The sequence below is a fragment of the Aeromonas sp. 604176 genome (assembly GCF_049170755.1).
Classification (GTDB): Bacteria; Pseudomonadota; Gammaproteobacteria; order Enterobacterales; family Aeromonadaceae; genus Aeromonas; species Aeromonas veronii_A.
The window spans coordinates 1-14,959 of record NZ_JAAKNE010000110.1 but is presented as its reverse complement, the minus strand read 5'-3'; the positions used below and the strand labels follow the sequence as shown (position 1 = coordinate 14,959).

Below are 14,959 nucleotides of genomic sequence, written 5' to 3'. Positions count from 1 at the left end.
TGCGGGCTCGGTTCCGGTCTTGGACAGGACTCGAACCCGGCAGATTTCTGGCAAATTGGGCGCATTCTACTTAAAAAAAGTGGCATTTCAACGTCTTTTCTCAGATGAAATGCATCTAAATTCAATAAAAAAGCAACATTACCCATTATCTATGCACTTAATCGCTTTGCAACCCCCTCCCGTGAAAGAAAAGGAAAAACCACCACCAAAAGATGACACCAAGCCAGCAATAGCGACAAAAACAAACAAAAAAAGCAATTAAAACAATGACTTTTATTTTTACACAAAAAACATTAATGACAAATTTAACGCTTTTACGATGACAAGAGTGAACGTGAAAAATGGAAAACGTTTTTCAGCGTTTGAATTTTTAGTCTTTCCGATTCCGTGTAAAAAAATGGCTTAATCCGCCATAAAGATGCTCAAATCTGTTACCTGGTGATGACATTCAGGAAGGAAAAATCTGGCAGACAAAGCAATAGTGTGATTTATAAGGCATTCAGATAAAAATTGCCGATAGAGTGTCTTTTTACACAAACTCTGGCTGACTGACAGCAAAAACCCCGGCAAGCCGGGGTTTTTCACTGGGTAGCAGTAGTACGAAAGTGCCGCACAGAGGCATCACTTGAGATTGAGCACATCCTGCATGTCATAAAGACCGGCACCCTGCTGACCAAGCCACTTGCCCGCCCGCACAGCACCGTTGGCGAAGGTCAGGCGGCTGGAAGCCTTGTGGCTGATCTCCACCCGCTCGCCGATATCGGCAAACATGACGGTATGCTCCCCCACCAGATCGCCGGCACGAATAGTGGCAAAGCCGATAGTGTTGCGATCCCGCTCGCCAGTGATCCCCTCGCGGCCATAGACGGCGCACTCCTTGAGATCCCGGCCCAGGGTTTTGGCGACCACCTCCCCCATGGAGAGCGCAGTACCGGATGGCGCATCCACCTTGTGGCGATGGTGGCCCTCGATGATCTCGATGTCGGTGTAATCCCCCATCACCTTGGCGGCCTGCTCCAACAGCTTGAAGACCAGGTTGACCCCGACCGAGTAGTTGGAGGCGAACACGATACCGATCTGCTTGCCTGCCTCTTTCAGGGCGGCCTTGCCTGCATCGTCAAAACCGGTGGTGCCGATCACCATCTGCTTGTGGTGGGCCAGCGCAAAGGCCAGATTGGCCAGCGTCACCTCGGGGCGGGTAAAGTCGATGATGAGGTCAAACTCATCGCGCACCTTGTCCAGACTGTCGCTGATGGCCACGCCCAGATGGCCCAGCCCATTGAGCTCACCGGCATCAAGACCGATCACCGCCGAGCCCGGCCGCTCCAGCGCAGCCCCGACCACCACGCCATCGGTGTTGGTGATGGCCTCCAGCAGCACCTTGCCCATACGACCATTACAGCCCATCACGGCCACACGGATCGGATTGTCCATCTCCACCCTCTCATCTCTTTTAATTATGGAAAGAGACCGTTTTACCAGCCTGTGCCAGCTTTGAAAAGCCCACAGTGAGCCAGCAGAGACAACCGACAAATAAACGAAATATTTAATTTAATCCGAACATTTAACGGATTTAGTCAGAGTGACAAAATCGAAAGATAAAAACGCCTATCCATCTGGACGTCTATCTTGACCTTAAGGGATTGACTCACTACTGTGGGCACCCCAATGCGGCAGGATGCCCGCCCTGTTTTTCCCCTATCCCTATCCGATACAGGCACAAAGCAGTTCATGACAGGAGGTCATTGTTCAATTTCAGAGGAACACATGATCCAGACTCAACCCAGTGCCAGGGCCTTGCTGCCACTTCTGGTTTTTCTCGCACTCTTTATCGGTACCGGTACCTGGCTGACCCTGCAGGGGGTCGAATTCGCCTTCTATCAGCTGCCCGCTCCGGTTGCTGCCTTGCCAGCGGTGATGCTCGCCCTGCTGCTTGGCAAAGAGAGCTTCAACAGCAATCTGGAGACCTTCTTCAAGGGGGTCGGCCACAGCAATATCATGGCGATGTGCCTTATCTATCTGCTGGCGGGCGCCTTTGCCAGCGTGGCCAAGGCCACCGGCGGGGTTGATGCCACCGTGGCGCTAGGTCTCTCCCTCATTCCCGGCTGGGCGCTGTTGCCCGGACTGTTCCTCATCTCTGCCTTTATTGCTACCGCCATGGGCACCTCCATGGGCACCATAGGTGCAGTGGCGCCGGTGGCCCTCGGTGTGGCACAGGCTGCCGGTATCGATCCGGTGCTGATGGCAGGTACCATTCTCTCCGGCGCCATGTTTGGCGATAACCTCTCCATCATCTCCGACACCACCATAGCAGCAACCCGCAGTCAGGGGTGCGAGATGAAGGACAAGTTCCGCGAGAACTTCAAGATTGCGGCCCCTGCCGCCATCGCGGTGATCCTGCTCTATCTGACCCTGGGCTCAGTGGGTGAATCCCCTGCCAGCGGCAGCGCCATCGAGCTGTTCAAGGTGATGCCTTATCTGCTGATCCTGGGGCTGGCGCTCGCCGGAGTGAATGTGTTTGTGGTGCTGGGGATCGGTATTCTGGCCGCCGGAGTGGTGGGCATGATCAACGGCTACGCCATCGGTCAGTTCAGCAAGGATATCTATCAGGGCTTTACCGGCATGCAGGAGATCTTCCTGCTCTCCATGCTGATCGGCGGTCTCGGCGCCCTGATGGAGCGTCAGGGTGGTCTGGCCTGGATCAGTGAGCGCATCAGCGCCCTGATTGCCCGTTTCACTCGCGAGCACAATGGTGAACAGAACGAGAAAGCCGCCGAGCTCGGCATCGCCGGGGTGGTGAGCCTCACCAACCTCTGCACCGCCAACAACACGGTGGCTATTATCGTCGCCAGCAAGGTGGCCCGGGATCTGGCCGAACACCACGGTGTCACCCCGCGACGCGCCGCCTCCATGCTCGATATCTTCTCCTGCGTGGTACAGGGTCTGATCCCCTGGGGCGCACAGGCGCTGCTGCTGGGATCCATCTTCGCCCTGTCACCGTTGGCGGTGGTGAGCATGAGTTTTTACCCGATGGCACTCGCGGTAGCGGCACTGATTGCCGTGTTCGTGAAGCACCAGATGCGCGGCAAAGCTGACAAGTAACAGACCAGACGCTGGCGCGCCGACATGCTGTCAACAGGGGCCACACCCTGGCCCTTGTTGACTCACTAACGGATCCGCCAGCATTTATCCCACCGTTCCGGGCATCAGCCGTCCGGGCGGGAGTTCCCCTGTCCCCCTTAACGTCAAGAGTGAATGTGCTAAGGTAGAGCGCGTTCAAGCCATCGATGCGCAGCTATACCAGAGGTTCCCCATGCATGAGTCCCAACCCGAACGTCAATCCCTGCGCCAACTGGTTCGTCAACGCCGCAAAAATCTGAGTCCGGCCGAGCAGCAATTGGCGGCCCAACAGCTGCTGGCCCAGTTCAAGCAACACCCCGAGATCCTCGCCGCCAAACGCATTGCCCTCTATCTGGCCAATGACGGGGAGATCAACCCCTTGCCCACCATCCATTGGCTGTGGGCCCAGCACAAAGAGGTCTACCTGCCGGTGCTTCACCCCTTTACCCCGGGTCACTTGCTCTTTTTGCGCTACACCGCCACCAGCCCCATGGTGCGCAACCGCTACGGTATCGAAGAGCCGGAGCTGGATATCCTGCAGGTGGTGCCCCACAGTACGCTCGATCTTATCTGCACCCCGCTGGTCGCCTTTGATGCCGAGGGCAATCGCCTTGGCATGGGGGGTGGCTACTATGATCGTACCCTCGCCATCTGGCATGAGCACAAGCTGGGCCCCAAGCCACTCGGCATTGCCCACGACTGCCAGCAGGTAGACGCGGTCCCGCAAGAGGTGTGGGATGTGCCACTGCCCCAGATCATCACCCCGAGCCACTGCTGGCGCTTTGAATAGGCCGTTTTTGGCCGGCAATCCCGGCTTTATGCGCGTAAACGCAGAATAAACAGGCAAACGATTTACAAAGTCACTCTTTTTGCCCCGGAACGTGAGCAACAAGGTCGCGACGGGGTACAGGGTTGGATATAATGCGCCCGCTTTTTTCTTAAGGAACGATCATGACTCAAGATGAAATGAAGAAGGCGGCCGCTTGGGCTGCGCTCAAGTATGTGGTTCCCGGTACCATCGTCGGGGTGGGCACCGGCTCTACCGTCAACCACTTTATCGACGCGCTGGCGACCATGAAGGACGAGATCAAGGGGGCGGTATCCAGCTCCGTTGCCTCCACCGAGCGCCTCAAGGGCTTCGGCATCACCGTATATGATCTCAACGAGATCGACGCCCTCTCCGTCTATGTGGATGGCGCCGATGAGATCAACGGTACCCGTGACATGATCAAGGGCGGTGGCGCAGCCCTGACCCGCGAGAAGATCGTTGCCGCCGTGGCAGACAAGTTCATCTGCATCATCGACAACACCAAGACCGTCGACGTGCTGGGCCAGTTCCCGCTGCCGGTTGAAGTGATCCCGATGGCCCGCGAATACGTGGCCCGCGAAATTCGCAAACTGGGTGGCAACCCGGTGTGGCGTGAAGGGGTGGTCACCGACAACGGCAACCACATTCTGGATGTGAAAGGCATGGCCATTACCGACGCCAAGGCGCTGGAAGTACGACTGAACGCCATTGTTGGTGTGGTCACCAACGGCCTGTTCGCCGCCCGCGGCGCCGACGTGGTCCTGATCGGTACGCCGGACGGCGTGATTACCCAGTAATCCCGACACCGGTAGCACAGTGCAGCGGCATCCTCCCTCCCTCGCCAGCGCCACTCTGCAACCTCTGACGCAGCAGCGGTGTTGATTGAGCCCCGGGATGGGATATGACCCAAACATTGCACTGTGAATAAATGACGGCGCCTGATGGCGCCGTTTTTATTTATCCCTCAACAAGTTGCATACGGATGTTTACAACATTCGTTGATAACTTCAAAGAATTTGACTTTCGTCACAAATATTCCCTCTCCCAAACGTTTTTGCTACTTTACGGTTTTCTTCGCACACCAAATCTGCACTTACGTTTGCACATACAGAGGGATCGTCATGACTGCCAAGTTTTCGTTGGACAAGGATAAAATCAAGGTTCTGCTGCTGGAGGGGGTTCACCCCAACACCGTAGAGACCTTTCGTGCCGCAGGTTACACCAGTGTGGAGTATCTCAAGACCTCGCTCTCCGAAGAGGAGCTGATCGAGCAGATCCGCGACGTCCATTTCATCGGGCTGCGCTCCCGCACCCAGATCACCGAGAAAGTCCTCGACGCCGCCAACAAGCTGGTCGCCATCGGCTGCTTCTGCATCGGTACCAACCAGGTCGAGCTGGAAGCGGCCCAGATCCGCGGTATTCCGGTCTTCAACGCCCCCTTCTCCAACACCCGTTCGGTCGCCGAGCTGGTACTGGGCGAGATCCTGCTGCTGCTGCGCGGCATCCCCGAGAAAAACGCCAAGTGCCATCGCGGCGTGTGGGAAAAACTGGCCAACCGCTCGGTGGAAGCGCGCGGCAAGAAGCTCGGCATCATTGGCTACGGCCATATCGGCACCCAGCTTGGCATCATCGCCGAGAGCATCGGCATGAAGGTTTATTACTACGATATCGAGAACAAGCTCTCGCTGGGCAACGCCATCCAGGTGCCAAGCATGGTCGAGCTGCTCAATATGTCTGACGTCATCAGCCTGCATGTGCCGGAGACCGCCTCCACCAAGAACATGATCGGTGCCGAGCAGCTGCGGATGATGAAACCGGGCGCCATCTTCATCAACGCCGCCCGCGGTACAGTGGTGGATATCGATGCGCTGGCTGACGTCATCAAGAGCGGGCATATCGCCGGCGCTGCCATCGACGTCTTCCCGGTCGAGCCCAAGTCCAATGACGAAGAGTTCCAAAGCCCGCTGCGTGGGCTGGAAAACGTCATCCTGACCCCGCACATCGGTGGCACCACCCATGAAGCGCAGGAGAACATCGGGCTGGAAGTGGCCAACAAGCTGGTCAAATACTCCGACAACGGCTCCACCCTCTCCGCCGTCAACTTCCCGGAAGTGTCGCTGCCGGGCCACAAGGGCTCCAGCCGCCTGCTGCACATTCACCGCAACCAGCCGGGTGTGATGAACCAGATCAACCAGATCTTCGCCGAAGAGGGGATCAACATCGCCGGTCAATACCTGCAGACCAGCAGCCATATCGGTTACGTGGTGATCGACGTGGAGACCGAGCACAGCGAGAAGGCGCTCGCCAAGCTCAAGGAGATCAACGGCACCATCCGCGCCCGCATCCTCCACTGATAGACCCTTATCTGCGCAGCAAAAAGCCCGTCGTGATGACGGGCTTTTTTATGAAGCAGAACCTCAAAACAGCATGGTGGCTTACCACCACCCCAACAGATTGCGGCCTACCAGCGCGCCCCATACCAGAGCGTTCAGGGCCAGCGCAATAAAGACGGCGGCGGAGCCCAGATCCTTGGCACGACCGGAGAGCTCGTGATGCTCGGAGCCAACCCTGTCTACCACAGCTTCAATGGCGGAGTTGAGGATCTCGACGATCACCACCAGCCAGCTGATGACGATAAGCAGCAGGATCTGGTTGAGAGAATCCCCCAGCCAGAAGGCCAGCGGCATCAGCAGCAGGATCAGCATCAGCTCCTGCCGAAACGCCGCCTCGTTAATCCAGGCTGACTTGAGCCCCTTCATGCTGTAACCGGTTGCGTTGATGATGCGGGTGACCCCGGTTGCCCCTGGCTTTGCCACGCTATCTACCTCATTTGGAATCGATTTTGGCCTCACATCCTATCAGAGCCCCCCAAGGTTTCAATCAGGGGACTTTTGCTTTATTTTATCTCTTTGCTTTTTCGCCCCTTGCGGCTGACACCACCCACTCGAGACTTGAGTTGTATGTCCATTCACACAGATGAATTGCGCACCCGTCGCCTGGAGTCACTGATCACTCCGAGCGAGCTCGCACACGCGTTTCCGATCACCGATACCATTGCCCAGAATCTGCTGGATGCCCGTCGCGAAGTGGAAGCCATTCTGGCTGGAGACGATCAGCGCCTGCTGGTCATCGTCGGCCCCTGTTCCATCCATGATCCCGCTGCTGCTCGCGAGTATGCCCTGCGTCTCAATGCTCTGCGCGAGCAGTATAAAGAGAGCCTCTGCATCGTGATGCGCACCTACTTCGAGAAGCCGCGCACCATCGTCGGCTGGAAAGGGCTCATCAACGATCCGCGCCTCGATGGCAGTTTCGATGTCAACGAAGGGCTGAAACTGGCACGCAAACTGCTGGTCGACATCAACGAGATCGGCATGCCCACCGCCACCGAGTTCCTCGATATGGTGACCGGCCAGTATATTGCCGACCTCATCACCTGGGGCGCCATCGGCGCACGTACCACCGAATCCCAGGTACACCGCGAGATGGCTTCGGCCCTATCCTGCCCGGTCGGCTTCAAGAACGGCACCGACGGCAATACCCGCATCGCCATCGATGCGGTGCGCGCCGCCCGTCACAGCCACATCTTCTATTCGCCGGACAAGGACGGCAAGATGACCATCTACCGCACCGCCGGTAACCCCTTTGGTCATGTGATCCTGCGCGGTGGCCACCGCCCCAACTACGACACCGCCAGTGTCGATGAAGCGTGTGAAGCGCTGGCCGATGTGGGCCTGCCGGAGCGTCTGGTAGTCGATTTCAGCCACGGCAACAGCATGAAGGATCACCGTCGTCAGCTGCTGGTGGCGCAAGATATCTGCGATCAGCTGCGCCGCGGCCGTACCGGCATCGCCGGCATCATGGCAGAAAGCTTCCTGGTGGAAGGGCGTCAGGATGTGGAGAACGGCTGCGCAGCCACCTTTGGCCAGAGCATCACAGATGCCTGCCTGTCATGGAGCGACACCGAAACCCTGCTGGCGATGCTGGCCGAAGCCGCGCTGGTGCGGTTGAACAAAGCAAACCTGCGGTAACGACTGCGACATCACCCTTCGGCCAGAGCATCACAGATGCCTGCCTGTCGTGGAGCGCCACCGAAATCCTGCTGGCGATGCAGGCCGAAGCCGCGCTGGTGCGGTTGAACAAAGCAAACCTGCGGTAAGACTGCGACATCACCCTTCGGCCAGGGCATCACAGATGCCTGCCTGTCGTGGATCGACTCCGAAACCCTGCTGGCGATGCTGGCAGAGGCGGCGCAGGTGCACCTGAGCAAACAGGCTTGAACTGCGAATAAAACCAAAGGGGCCAGTATTTTTGATACCGGCCCCTTCTTCTTGCTGTCGGCCGATTACGCTTCGCTAATCGACCCTACATGCGCGCTCTTTCCTGTACACCCTACTTACAAACTGGGCATAAACCACACGCGTCCTGCCGCTTCGATGCGGTCGGTGCGGATCTGGAATACCTGTGCCAGCAGCGCCTCATCAACCAGCTCGACACCCCCTTCGCGCACCACCGCGCCCCCTTGCAGGCAGAGAATGCGGTCGGCCCAGTCGATGGCCAGATTGATATCGTGGATGGCGATCACCACCAGCAAGCCTTGCCCGGCCAGGGTTTTCAGCAAGCGCAATAGCGCCAGCTGGTGATGCAGGTCGAGCCCCGCCAGCGGCTCGTCCAGCAGCAGCACCTTGCCGGTCGGATTGAGGCTCGGCCACACCTGCAGCAGGGTGCGGGCAATCAGCACCCGCTGCTGCTCGCCCCCCGACAACCGGCTGAAGTCACGAGCCAGCAAAGCTTCCAGCTCCAATGCCTCGCACAATGCATTTATCGCCTCGTTCTGTCTGGCAGGTGCAACCATCTCATCGAGCCCCAGGCTCAACACCTGAAACACCGGAATATGAAACAGCTGGGGCTGACGCTGGGGCAGCATAGCGCGCCGTTTGGCAAGCTCGGGCCAACTCATGTCAGTAAGCACTCCCCCCCCCAGCAGCACTGTGCCATCGGCGGGTAAAATCCCCGCCAGCGCCCCAAGCAGGGTCGACTTGCCGCTGCCATTGGGGCCAAGCAGCGCCACCAACTGGCCGCCATACCAGCGGATATCCAGGGGAGAGAGCCGTCCGGCAATGGCGAGTGCGCGCGCCTCCAGCAGCGGCGCAGCAGCACGAGAAGAAACCGGCATGTGATCAGCGGGCGACATCGGCATCTTGCCTCAACAACGGGTAAATAAGGTGACTGCGCGCCCCGACCAAATCATGCAGATATTCATGCAGCACCATCGGCAGTTTGCCTCAATAGCAGGTAGATAAAGAGCGGTGCCCCCACCGAGGCGGTGATGACGCCGATAGGCAACTCCCCCGCGCTCAGGGTGGATCGAGCAACCAGATCGGCCGCCAGCAGCAGGGCCCCGCCGCCAAGCGCCGAGGCAGGCAGCAGAAAGCGCTGATCGCTGCCACCGCAGAGCCGCAGCAGATGGGGCACCACCAACCCGACAAAACCGATGACACCACACAACGACACCGCCACACCGGTCAGCAGACAGACCGCCAGCACCAGCCGCACCCGCATCTTGTCGACATCCATCCCCATCAGGCGGGCCTGGGTCTCCCCCAACAACAACTGTTGCAGCGCCTTGCCCTGCCAGCAGAGCCAGCCCAGGGTGAGCGGCAGCACCAGCCACCACCAGCCGAACTGCTGGCTGCCGTAAGAGAGGCTGCCCATCATCCAGAACATGAATTCACGCAAGGAGCCATCATCGGCAAAGTACATCAACCAGGTCATGGCGGCATTGGTGAGAATGCCGATGGCCACCCCAAACAATAGCAAGCGGGCATGGCCGAGACGCGCCCGGCGAGCCAGCCGAATGAGCAGCATGGTCACCAGCAAGGCGCCACCAAAGGCCGCCAGCGACAGCCCCCAGCCGGGCAGATAGAGGCCGAGGGACTTGGCCACCGCCATCGCCACCATGGCAGCCAGTCCTGCTCCGCTCGAGACACCAAGCAGCCCGGGTTCGGCCACCGGGTTGTGCAGCATCACCTGCAATACGGCGCCGCCACAGGCAAGGGCTGCGCCAGCCAAGAGGGCCAGCAAGGCGCGCGGCAGGCGCAGCTCCAGCAGGATGCGCTGTTCGAGCTCGCCAAGAGGCCGCCAGGGCAGCAGCACAAACTCGCCCCAGACGAGGGAGAAGAGAAACAGCAGCAGGGTCAGCAGCGTCAGGCCACAGAGCCAGCGCCGCTGCCAGCGCTGTTGGCGGGCGATAAGGGAGAGGTACAAGGAGGATCCCCGAATAACAAGGCTTCCCCCCGGCCCAGTCGCAGCGTCGGGGGGGAAGCAGGAAAAGGGCATAATAACAGTGGCTTGCCACCCAAGGTCAAGGCTGGTAACGCTTTGCCATCACCCTTATCTCGCCGCTGGCCACCAGATTTTGCAGCGCCACCAGCAAGGGCTGACGCAGCGACTGGTGAGGTGAGTGCTTGCTCATCCCCAGATAGAGGGTCACCGGCGTGGCGGGGCGGTAGTCCGCCTTGCCTATCCGGCTGGCATTTCCCTGACTCAGGGCATAGTCCACCTGACAGTCGGTGCCAATCATCAGCGGCAGGTGACCGCGCTGCACCATGCGCAGCAGCTGATCTTCGGTGGGTACTCCGTGCTTGTCGAGGCGACTGTCAGAGTTGAAGGGCTCAAAGTAGGCGGAATTGAGCACATAGCCCACCTTCACCCCCTGCAGATCGCGGTATTGGTGGATCCGGGCCACATTGACCGGCTGACCATAAAACGCGGGCCAGCACTGGTAGTAGGCAGGCTGCAGATAGTCGATAAACTGCGCCCGCTCGGCGGTATAAGCGAGGCCAATCATCAGATCGACCTGACCGGTCTGCATCTGCTTGAGCGCCCTGCCCCACGGCATCCGCCGTACCTGCAACTCAATGCCGCTCGCCTCTTGCAACCGGCGCAGGATGTCCATGTCGAGCCCCTGCAACCGGCCATCCGCTTGCAGGATGCGAAATGGCGGCCACAGATCGGTGGCCACCGTCAGCGTCGGGGTCGCTCGCACCGGCATGGCAAATAACAGTAACAACACAATCCCGCATAACTTGCCCATCCCGTCGCATACCTCGCACGGCTTATCCTGTTGGTTAAAAATACCCTCCCGCACCACGTATGAAAACCGGTGGTTCAGGGATAAAATGCGCCGGATTTTCAAGGAGAACCCTATGAACCCGATTTTCGCTAGTATCGGTCTGCTGCTGTGCAGCAACGTCTTTATGACCTTCGCCTGGTACGCTCACCTCAAGAGCATGAACCACAAACCCTGGATCATTGCCGCCCTGGTGAGCTGGGGTATCGCCCTGTTCGAATACCTGCTGCAAGTGCCCGCCAACCGCATCGGCCATACGGTGATGAGCGTGGGCCAACTTAAAATCCTGCAAGAAGTGATCACACTCACCGTATTCGTCCCCTTCTCTATCTTCTATCTCAAAGAAGATCTGAAATGGGACTATCTCTGGGCAGGGCTCTGCATTCTCGGTGCGGTCTTTTTTGTCTTTCGCGAGAAACTGACCGGCGCCTGAGGCTGTACACTCAATATCATCCCGCTCATGGCATCTCATTGATCGACGAGGCAAAAAAATGGAATTGCGAGACATGTTACAGATCCTGGCCAAGCAGGATGGCTCAGACCTCTATCTGTCGACCGGCGCGCCCCCCTGCGCCAAATTTAACGGCGGCCTGCGCCCCCTCAACGAAACGCCGCTGGAACCGGGTGAAGTGGCGCGGATCGCCGCCGAGATCATGGATGGCGAGCAGAAGCAGCAGTTCGAGAAGGAGTTGGAGATGAACCTCGCCATCTCCCTGCCCCAGATCGGCCGCTTTCGGGTCAACATCTTCAAGCAGCGCAACGAAGTCTCTCTGGTGGCGCGCAACATCAAGACCGACATCCCCCGCTTTGAAGATCTCAAACTCCCGCCTGTGCTGCTCGACACCATCATGGAGAAACGTGGCCTGGTGCTGTTTGTCGGCGGTACCGGCTCGGGCAAGTCCACCTCGCTCGCGGCCCTCATCGACCATCGCAACCGCAACAGCGGCGGCCACATCATCACCATCGAGGATCCGGTGGAGTTCGTGCATCGCCATCGCAAGAGCATCATCAACCAGCGGGAAGTGGGCGTGGATACCCGCAGCTTCCATGCGGCCCTGAAAAACACCCTGCGTCAGGCGCCAGACGTCATTCTTATCGGCGAGATCCGTGATCGCGAGACCATGGAACATGCGCTGGCCTTCTCCGAAACCGGCCACCTTGCCATCTCCACCCTGCACGCCAACAACGCCAACCAGGCGCTGGATCGCATCATCAACTTCTTCCCCGAGGAGCGCCGCCCCCAGCTGCTCAACGATCTGGGCAACAACCTCAAGGCTTTTGTCTCCCAACGGCTGGTGAAAACCACCGATGGCGGCCGCCGGGCCGCAGTGGAGATCATGCTCGGCACCCACACCATCCGCGACATGATCAAGCGCGGCGAATTTGGCGGCCTCAAAGAGGTGATGGAAAAATCCAAGGCCCTCGGCATGGTTACCTTCGACAGTGCACTGTTCGATCTGGTGGTGGAAGGGGTGATTGAGGAAGAAGAGGCGGTGAAAAACGCCGACTCGGCCAACAACCTGCGCCTCAAGATCAAGCTGTGGAAGGAGAAGGGACAGATTGCCAGCAGCAGCGATGCCACCGGCTGGAGCCTCGAACCCACCAAGGACGAGAAGGGCGATTTTTTCTAACTAGCCCCTCGAGAACCCCGGGCCCGCCCGGGGTTCTCTTTATCCAGCACGATTGACCCAAATTATCCGCTCAGCTCACACAGGTCACTACCAGTCAGCACCAACGGCGAACGCGCTGGCAATACGCCACATACTCGTCGCCGAAACGGGCGCGAAGCAGCCGCTCCTCCGGCATGATCTGAAAACGGGTCAGCCAGGCAACCAGCACGATTGGCCCAACCCAGACCCAACTTCCACCGAGATAACAGCCCCAGGCGGCCAGCCAGCAGAGCAGACCCAGATACATGGGATTGCGGCTGACACGATAGACGCAGCAGGTCACCAGACGGCTGGTGTGCTGCGGCTTGGTGGGGCTGACCGTGGTCTGATGGTGACGAAACCGTTGCAGGGCACCAAAGCCCATGATGGCCCCCGCCACGACCAGCACAGCCATCAGCGTCATTGCCCAGATGCCGGGCTGGCTCTCCCCTCTTAGCCACCACATGGCCCCGGCACAGAGCAGGAAGATCAGCGGTGGTGGCAAACGTAACTCAAGATTGACCATTTTCTTCCCCTGACGAGTGTCGGCCGAACCCGTGTTGCGGTAGACTCCCAACCAGTCAGCGCCTGTTGAGAGTGACAAAGATCATAATAATAACAACAAGTTGTGGTTAAACCACCACCAATGTGGCCGACCCCGTCCAAACTATCCAACGCGAACAACAAAAGGAATCACCATGCACAAGAAAACGCTATTGGCCACCCTGATCCTCGGCCTTCTCGCGGGCCAAGCCGTTGCGGCACCCTACCTGCCCCTTGCGACGGATCATCGCAACGGTCAGGAGCAAGCCGCCAGCAACGCCTGGCTGGAAGTGGATCTGGGCGCCTTTGAACACAATATCCAGACCCTCAAGGATCGCCTCGGCGACAAGGGCCCGCAGATCTGCGCCATCATGAAGGCCGATGCTTATGGTCATGGCATCGACCTGCTGGTCCCCTCCGTGGTCAAGGCCAATATCCCCTGCATCGGCATCGCCAGCAACGAAGAGGCGCGCGTCGCCCGCGAGAAGGGCTTTACCGGCCGTCTGATGCGGGTACGTGCCGCCACTCCGGATGAAGTAGAGCAGGCCCTGCCCTACAAGATGGAGGAGCTGATCGGCAGCCTGGTCAGTGCCCAGGGTATCGCCGATATCGCCCAGCGCCACCACACCACCATTCCGGTGCATATTGCGCTCAACTCCGCCGGCATGAGCCGCAACGGCATCGACCTGCGTCTGGCCGATGCCAAGCAGGATGCGCTGGCCATGCTCAAGCTAAAGGGGATCACCCCGGTCGGCATCATGACCCACTTCCCGGTGGAGGAGAAAGAGGACGTCAAGATGGGACTGGCCCAGTTCAAACTGGACTCCCAGTGGCTGCTGGAAGCGGGCAAACTGGATCGCAGCAAGATCACCATCCACGCCGCCAACTCCTTCGCCACCCTGGCCGTGCCGGACGCCTACTTCGACATGGTGCGCCCGGGCGGCCTGCTCTACGGCGACTCCATCCCCTCCCACACCGAATACAAGCGGGTGATGGCATTCAAAACCCAGGTCGCCTCGGTCAACCACTATGCCGCGGGCAACACCGTCGGTTATGACCGCACCTTTACTCTCAAGCGTGACTCCTGGCTCGCCAACCTGCCGCTGGGCTACTCCGATGGCTATCGCCGTGCCCTCAGCAACAAAGCCTATGTGCTGATCCAGGGTCAGAAGGTACCGGTGGTCGGCAAGACCTCCATGAACACCATCATGGTGGATGTGACCGACCTGAAAGGGGTGAAACCCGGCGACGAGGTGGTGCTGTTTGGCCGTCAGGGTGACGCCGAAGTGAAACAGGCGGATCTGGAGGAGTACAACGGCGCCCTGCTGGCGGACATGTACACCATCTGGGGCTACACCAACCCCAAAAAGATCAAACGCTGATCACGCGATATGAAAAAGGGCTCCCGCGGGAGCCCTTGTTGTTTGGTATTAAATGATATTGCGTTTAAGCGGCCTTTTTACGAGTCACAAACAGACTCAGCCCCATGGATGCCAGCAGGATCAACGCGACTACGCCCAGTGCTATGCCGGTCGGGATCTTGAAGATATCCAGCAGCAGCATCTTGACCCCGATAAACATCAGGATCAGCGCCAGACCGTATTTGAGCAGGGCGAAGCGATCAGCCACACCCGCCAGCAGGAAGTACATGGCACGCAGACCCATGATGGCGAAGATGTTGGAGGTCAGCACGATGAAGGGATCCGTGGT

General features: G+C 58.8%; 16 protein-coding genes. 9 read left to right on the top strand and 7 right to left on the bottom strand.

The annotated features are described in order from the left end of the window. Positions 1-262, top strand: a 262-nt coding sequence (locus G5358_RS16895) for a hypothetical protein (protein ID WP_421324546.1), incomplete at its 5' end; no start/stop codon positions are given. Positions 263-621: 359 nt separating this feature from the next. Here the strand turns inward: G5358_RS16895 and dapB are convergent. Next, a complete protein-coding gene (dapB, locus tag G5358_RS16890; RefSeq protein ID WP_005347132.1) occupies positions 622-1,434 on the bottom strand; it encodes a 4-hydroxy-tetrahydrodipicolinate reductase in 813 nt (270 codons plus the stop codon). 333 nt (positions 1,435-1,767) lie between these two features. Between dapB and G5358_RS16885 the strand changes: the two genes are divergently transcribed. The 4 genes from G5358_RS16885 (at position 1,768) to serA (ending at position 6,282) form a co-directional block, all read left to right on the top strand. Beyond that, a complete protein-coding gene (locus G5358_RS16885; RefSeq protein ID WP_106844006.1) occupies positions 1,768-3,102 on the top strand; it encodes a Na+/H+ antiporter NhaC family protein in 1,335 nt (444 codons plus the stop codon). Between the two features lie 211 nt (positions 3,103-3,313). Next, positions 3,314-3,910 carry a 5-formyltetrahydrofolate cyclo-ligase gene (locus G5358_RS16880; protein WP_421324544.1) on the top strand — a complete coding sequence of 199 codons (597 nt, stop codon included), beginning with the start codon at positions 3,314-3,316 and terminating at the stop codon, positions 3,908-3,910. 161 nt (positions 3,911-4,071) lie between these two features. Beyond that, entirely contained in the window at positions 4,072-4,725 is a 654-nt protein-coding gene (gene rpiA / locus G5358_RS16875) for a ribose-5-phosphate isomerase RpiA (RefSeq protein ID WP_421306056.1), read from the top strand. Between the two features lie 324 nt (positions 4,726-5,049). Beyond that, positions 5,050-6,282 (top strand): phosphoglycerate dehydrogenase, encoded by a 1,233-nt coding sequence (gene serA, locus G5358_RS16870; protein ID WP_005337639.1) that lies wholly within the window; start codon positions 5,050-5,052, stop codon positions 6,280-6,282. Between the two features lie 81 nt (positions 6,283-6,363). Here the strand turns inward: serA and G5358_RS16865 are convergent, their stop codons facing one another. Continuing rightward, entirely contained in the window at positions 6,364-6,744 is a 381-nt protein-coding gene (locus G5358_RS16865; RefSeq protein ID WP_005337641.1) for a diacylglycerol kinase, read from the bottom strand. A gap of 144 nt (positions 6,745-6,888) precedes the next feature. Here G5358_RS16865 and G5358_RS16860 point away from each other — a divergent pair, with 144 nt between their 5' ends. Beyond that, positions 6,889-7,956: a 3-deoxy-7-phosphoheptulonate synthase gene (locus tag G5358_RS16860; protein ID WP_139434516.1), complete on the top strand. Its 1,068-nt coding sequence runs from the start codon at positions 6,889-6,891 to the stop codon at positions 7,954-7,956. A gap of 365 nt (positions 7,957-8,321) precedes the next feature. Here the strand turns inward: G5358_RS16860 and G5358_RS16855 are convergent, their stop codons facing one another. From G5358_RS16855 to G5358_RS16845, 3 genes are all read right to left on the bottom strand, one after another. After that, positions 8,322-9,119 (bottom strand): ATP-binding cassette domain-containing protein, encoded by a 798-nt coding sequence (locus tag G5358_RS16855; protein WP_421324548.1) that lies wholly within the window; start codon positions 9,117-9,119, stop codon positions 8,322-8,324. A 65-nt stretch (positions 9,120-9,184) separates the two neighbouring features. Next, the gene (gene btuC, locus G5358_RS16850) at positions 9,185-10,192 is read right to left on the bottom strand and encodes a vitamin B12 ABC transporter permease BtuC (RefSeq protein WP_216948889.1); all 1,008 of its coding nucleotides are present in this window, start codon (positions 10,190-10,192) and stop codon (positions 9,185-9,187) included. Between the two features lie 97 nt (positions 10,193-10,289). Next, positions 10,290-11,021 carry a substrate-binding periplasmic protein gene (locus G5358_RS16845; protein WP_421324542.1) on the bottom strand — a complete coding sequence of 244 codons (732 nt, stop codon included), beginning with the start codon at positions 11,019-11,021 and terminating at the stop codon, positions 10,290-10,292. A 112-nt stretch (positions 11,022-11,133) separates the two neighbouring features. On the opposite strand from G5358_RS16845, the gene G5358_RS16840 reads away from it, so the two are divergent. Together G5358_RS16840 and tapW are read left to right on the top strand one after the other, a co-directional pair. After that, positions 11,134-11,490, top strand: coding sequence for a DMT family protein (locus G5358_RS16840; protein WP_005353120.1), 357 nt, complete (start codon positions 11,134-11,136; stop codon positions 11,488-11,490). Positions 11,491-11,548: 58 nt separating this feature from the next. Further along, on the top strand, positions 11,549-12,688 hold the full coding sequence (gene tapW, locus G5358_RS16835; protein ID WP_151287234.1) for a type IVa pilus ATPase TapW: 1,140 nt from the start codon (positions 11,549-11,551) through the stop codon (positions 12,686-12,688). Positions 12,689-12,782: 94 nt separating this feature from the next. On the opposite strand, the gene G5358_RS16830 is transcribed toward tapW, so the two are convergent. Then, positions 12,783-13,232 carry a methyltransferase family protein gene (locus tag G5358_RS16830; protein WP_421324541.1) on the bottom strand — a complete coding sequence of 150 codons (450 nt, stop codon included), beginning with the start codon at positions 13,230-13,232 and terminating at the stop codon, positions 12,783-12,785. 172 nt (positions 13,233-13,404) lie between these two features. Between G5358_RS16830 and alr the strand changes: the two genes are divergently transcribed. Beyond that, a complete protein-coding gene (alr, locus tag G5358_RS16825; RefSeq protein ID WP_337072780.1) occupies positions 13,405-14,631 on the top strand; it encodes an alanine racemase in 1,227 nt (408 codons plus the stop codon). 64 nt (positions 14,632-14,695) lie between these two features. Here the strand turns inward: alr and G5358_RS16820 are convergent. Further along, positions 14,696-14,959 (bottom strand): TerC family protein (locus tag G5358_RS16820; RefSeq protein ID WP_421324540.1); only part of this gene is annotated, 264 nt, incomplete at its 5' end.

What these genes read in the sequence shown, in the direction of transcription:
- G5358_RS16830 (WP_421324541.1), bottom strand. Translation starts at nt 13,232, where the DNA reads ATGGTCAATCTTGAGTTACGTTTGCCACCACCGCTGATCTTCCTGCTC.
- dapB (WP_005347132.1), bottom strand. Translation starts at nt 1,434, where the DNA reads ATGGACAATCCGATCCGTGTGGCCGTGATGGGCTGTAATGGTCGTATG.
- G5358_RS16845 (WP_421324542.1), bottom strand. Translation starts at nt 11,021, where the DNA reads ATGGGCAAGTTATGCGGGATTGTGTTGTTACTGTTATTTGCCATGCCG.
- rpiA (WP_421306056.1), top strand. Translation starts at nt 4,072, where the DNA reads ATGACTCAAGATGAAATGAAGAAGGCGGCCGCTTGGGCTGCGCTCAAG.
- serA (WP_005337639.1), top strand. Translation starts at nt 5,050, where the DNA reads ATGACTGCCAAGTTTTCGTTGGACAAGGATAAAATCAAGGTTCTGCTG.
- G5358_RS16885 (WP_106844006.1), top strand. Translation starts at nt 1,768, where the DNA reads ATGATCCAGACTCAACCCAGTGCCAGGGCCTTGCTGCCACTTCTGGTT.
- alr (WP_337072780.1), top strand. Translation starts at nt 13,405, where the DNA reads ATGCACAAGAAAACGCTATTGGCCACCCTGATCCTCGGCCTTCTCGCG.
- G5358_RS16860 (WP_139434516.1), top strand. Translation starts at nt 6,889, where the DNA reads ATGTCCATTCACACAGATGAATTGCGCACCCGTCGCCTGGAGTCACTG.
- tapW (WP_151287234.1), top strand. Translation starts at nt 11,549, where the DNA reads ATGGAATTGCGAGACATGTTACAGATCCTGGCCAAGCAGGATGGCTCA.
- G5358_RS16840 (WP_005353120.1), top strand. Translation starts at nt 11,134, where the DNA reads ATGAACCCGATTTTCGCTAGTATCGGTCTGCTGCTGTGCAGCAACGTC.
- G5358_RS16880 (WP_421324544.1), top strand. Translation starts at nt 3,314, where the DNA reads ATGCATGAGTCCCAACCCGAACGTCAATCCCTGCGCCAACTGGTTCGT.
- G5358_RS16855 (WP_421324548.1), bottom strand. Translation starts at nt 9,119, where the DNA reads ATGTCGCCCGCTGATCACATGCCGGTTTCTTCTCGTGCTGCTGCGCCG.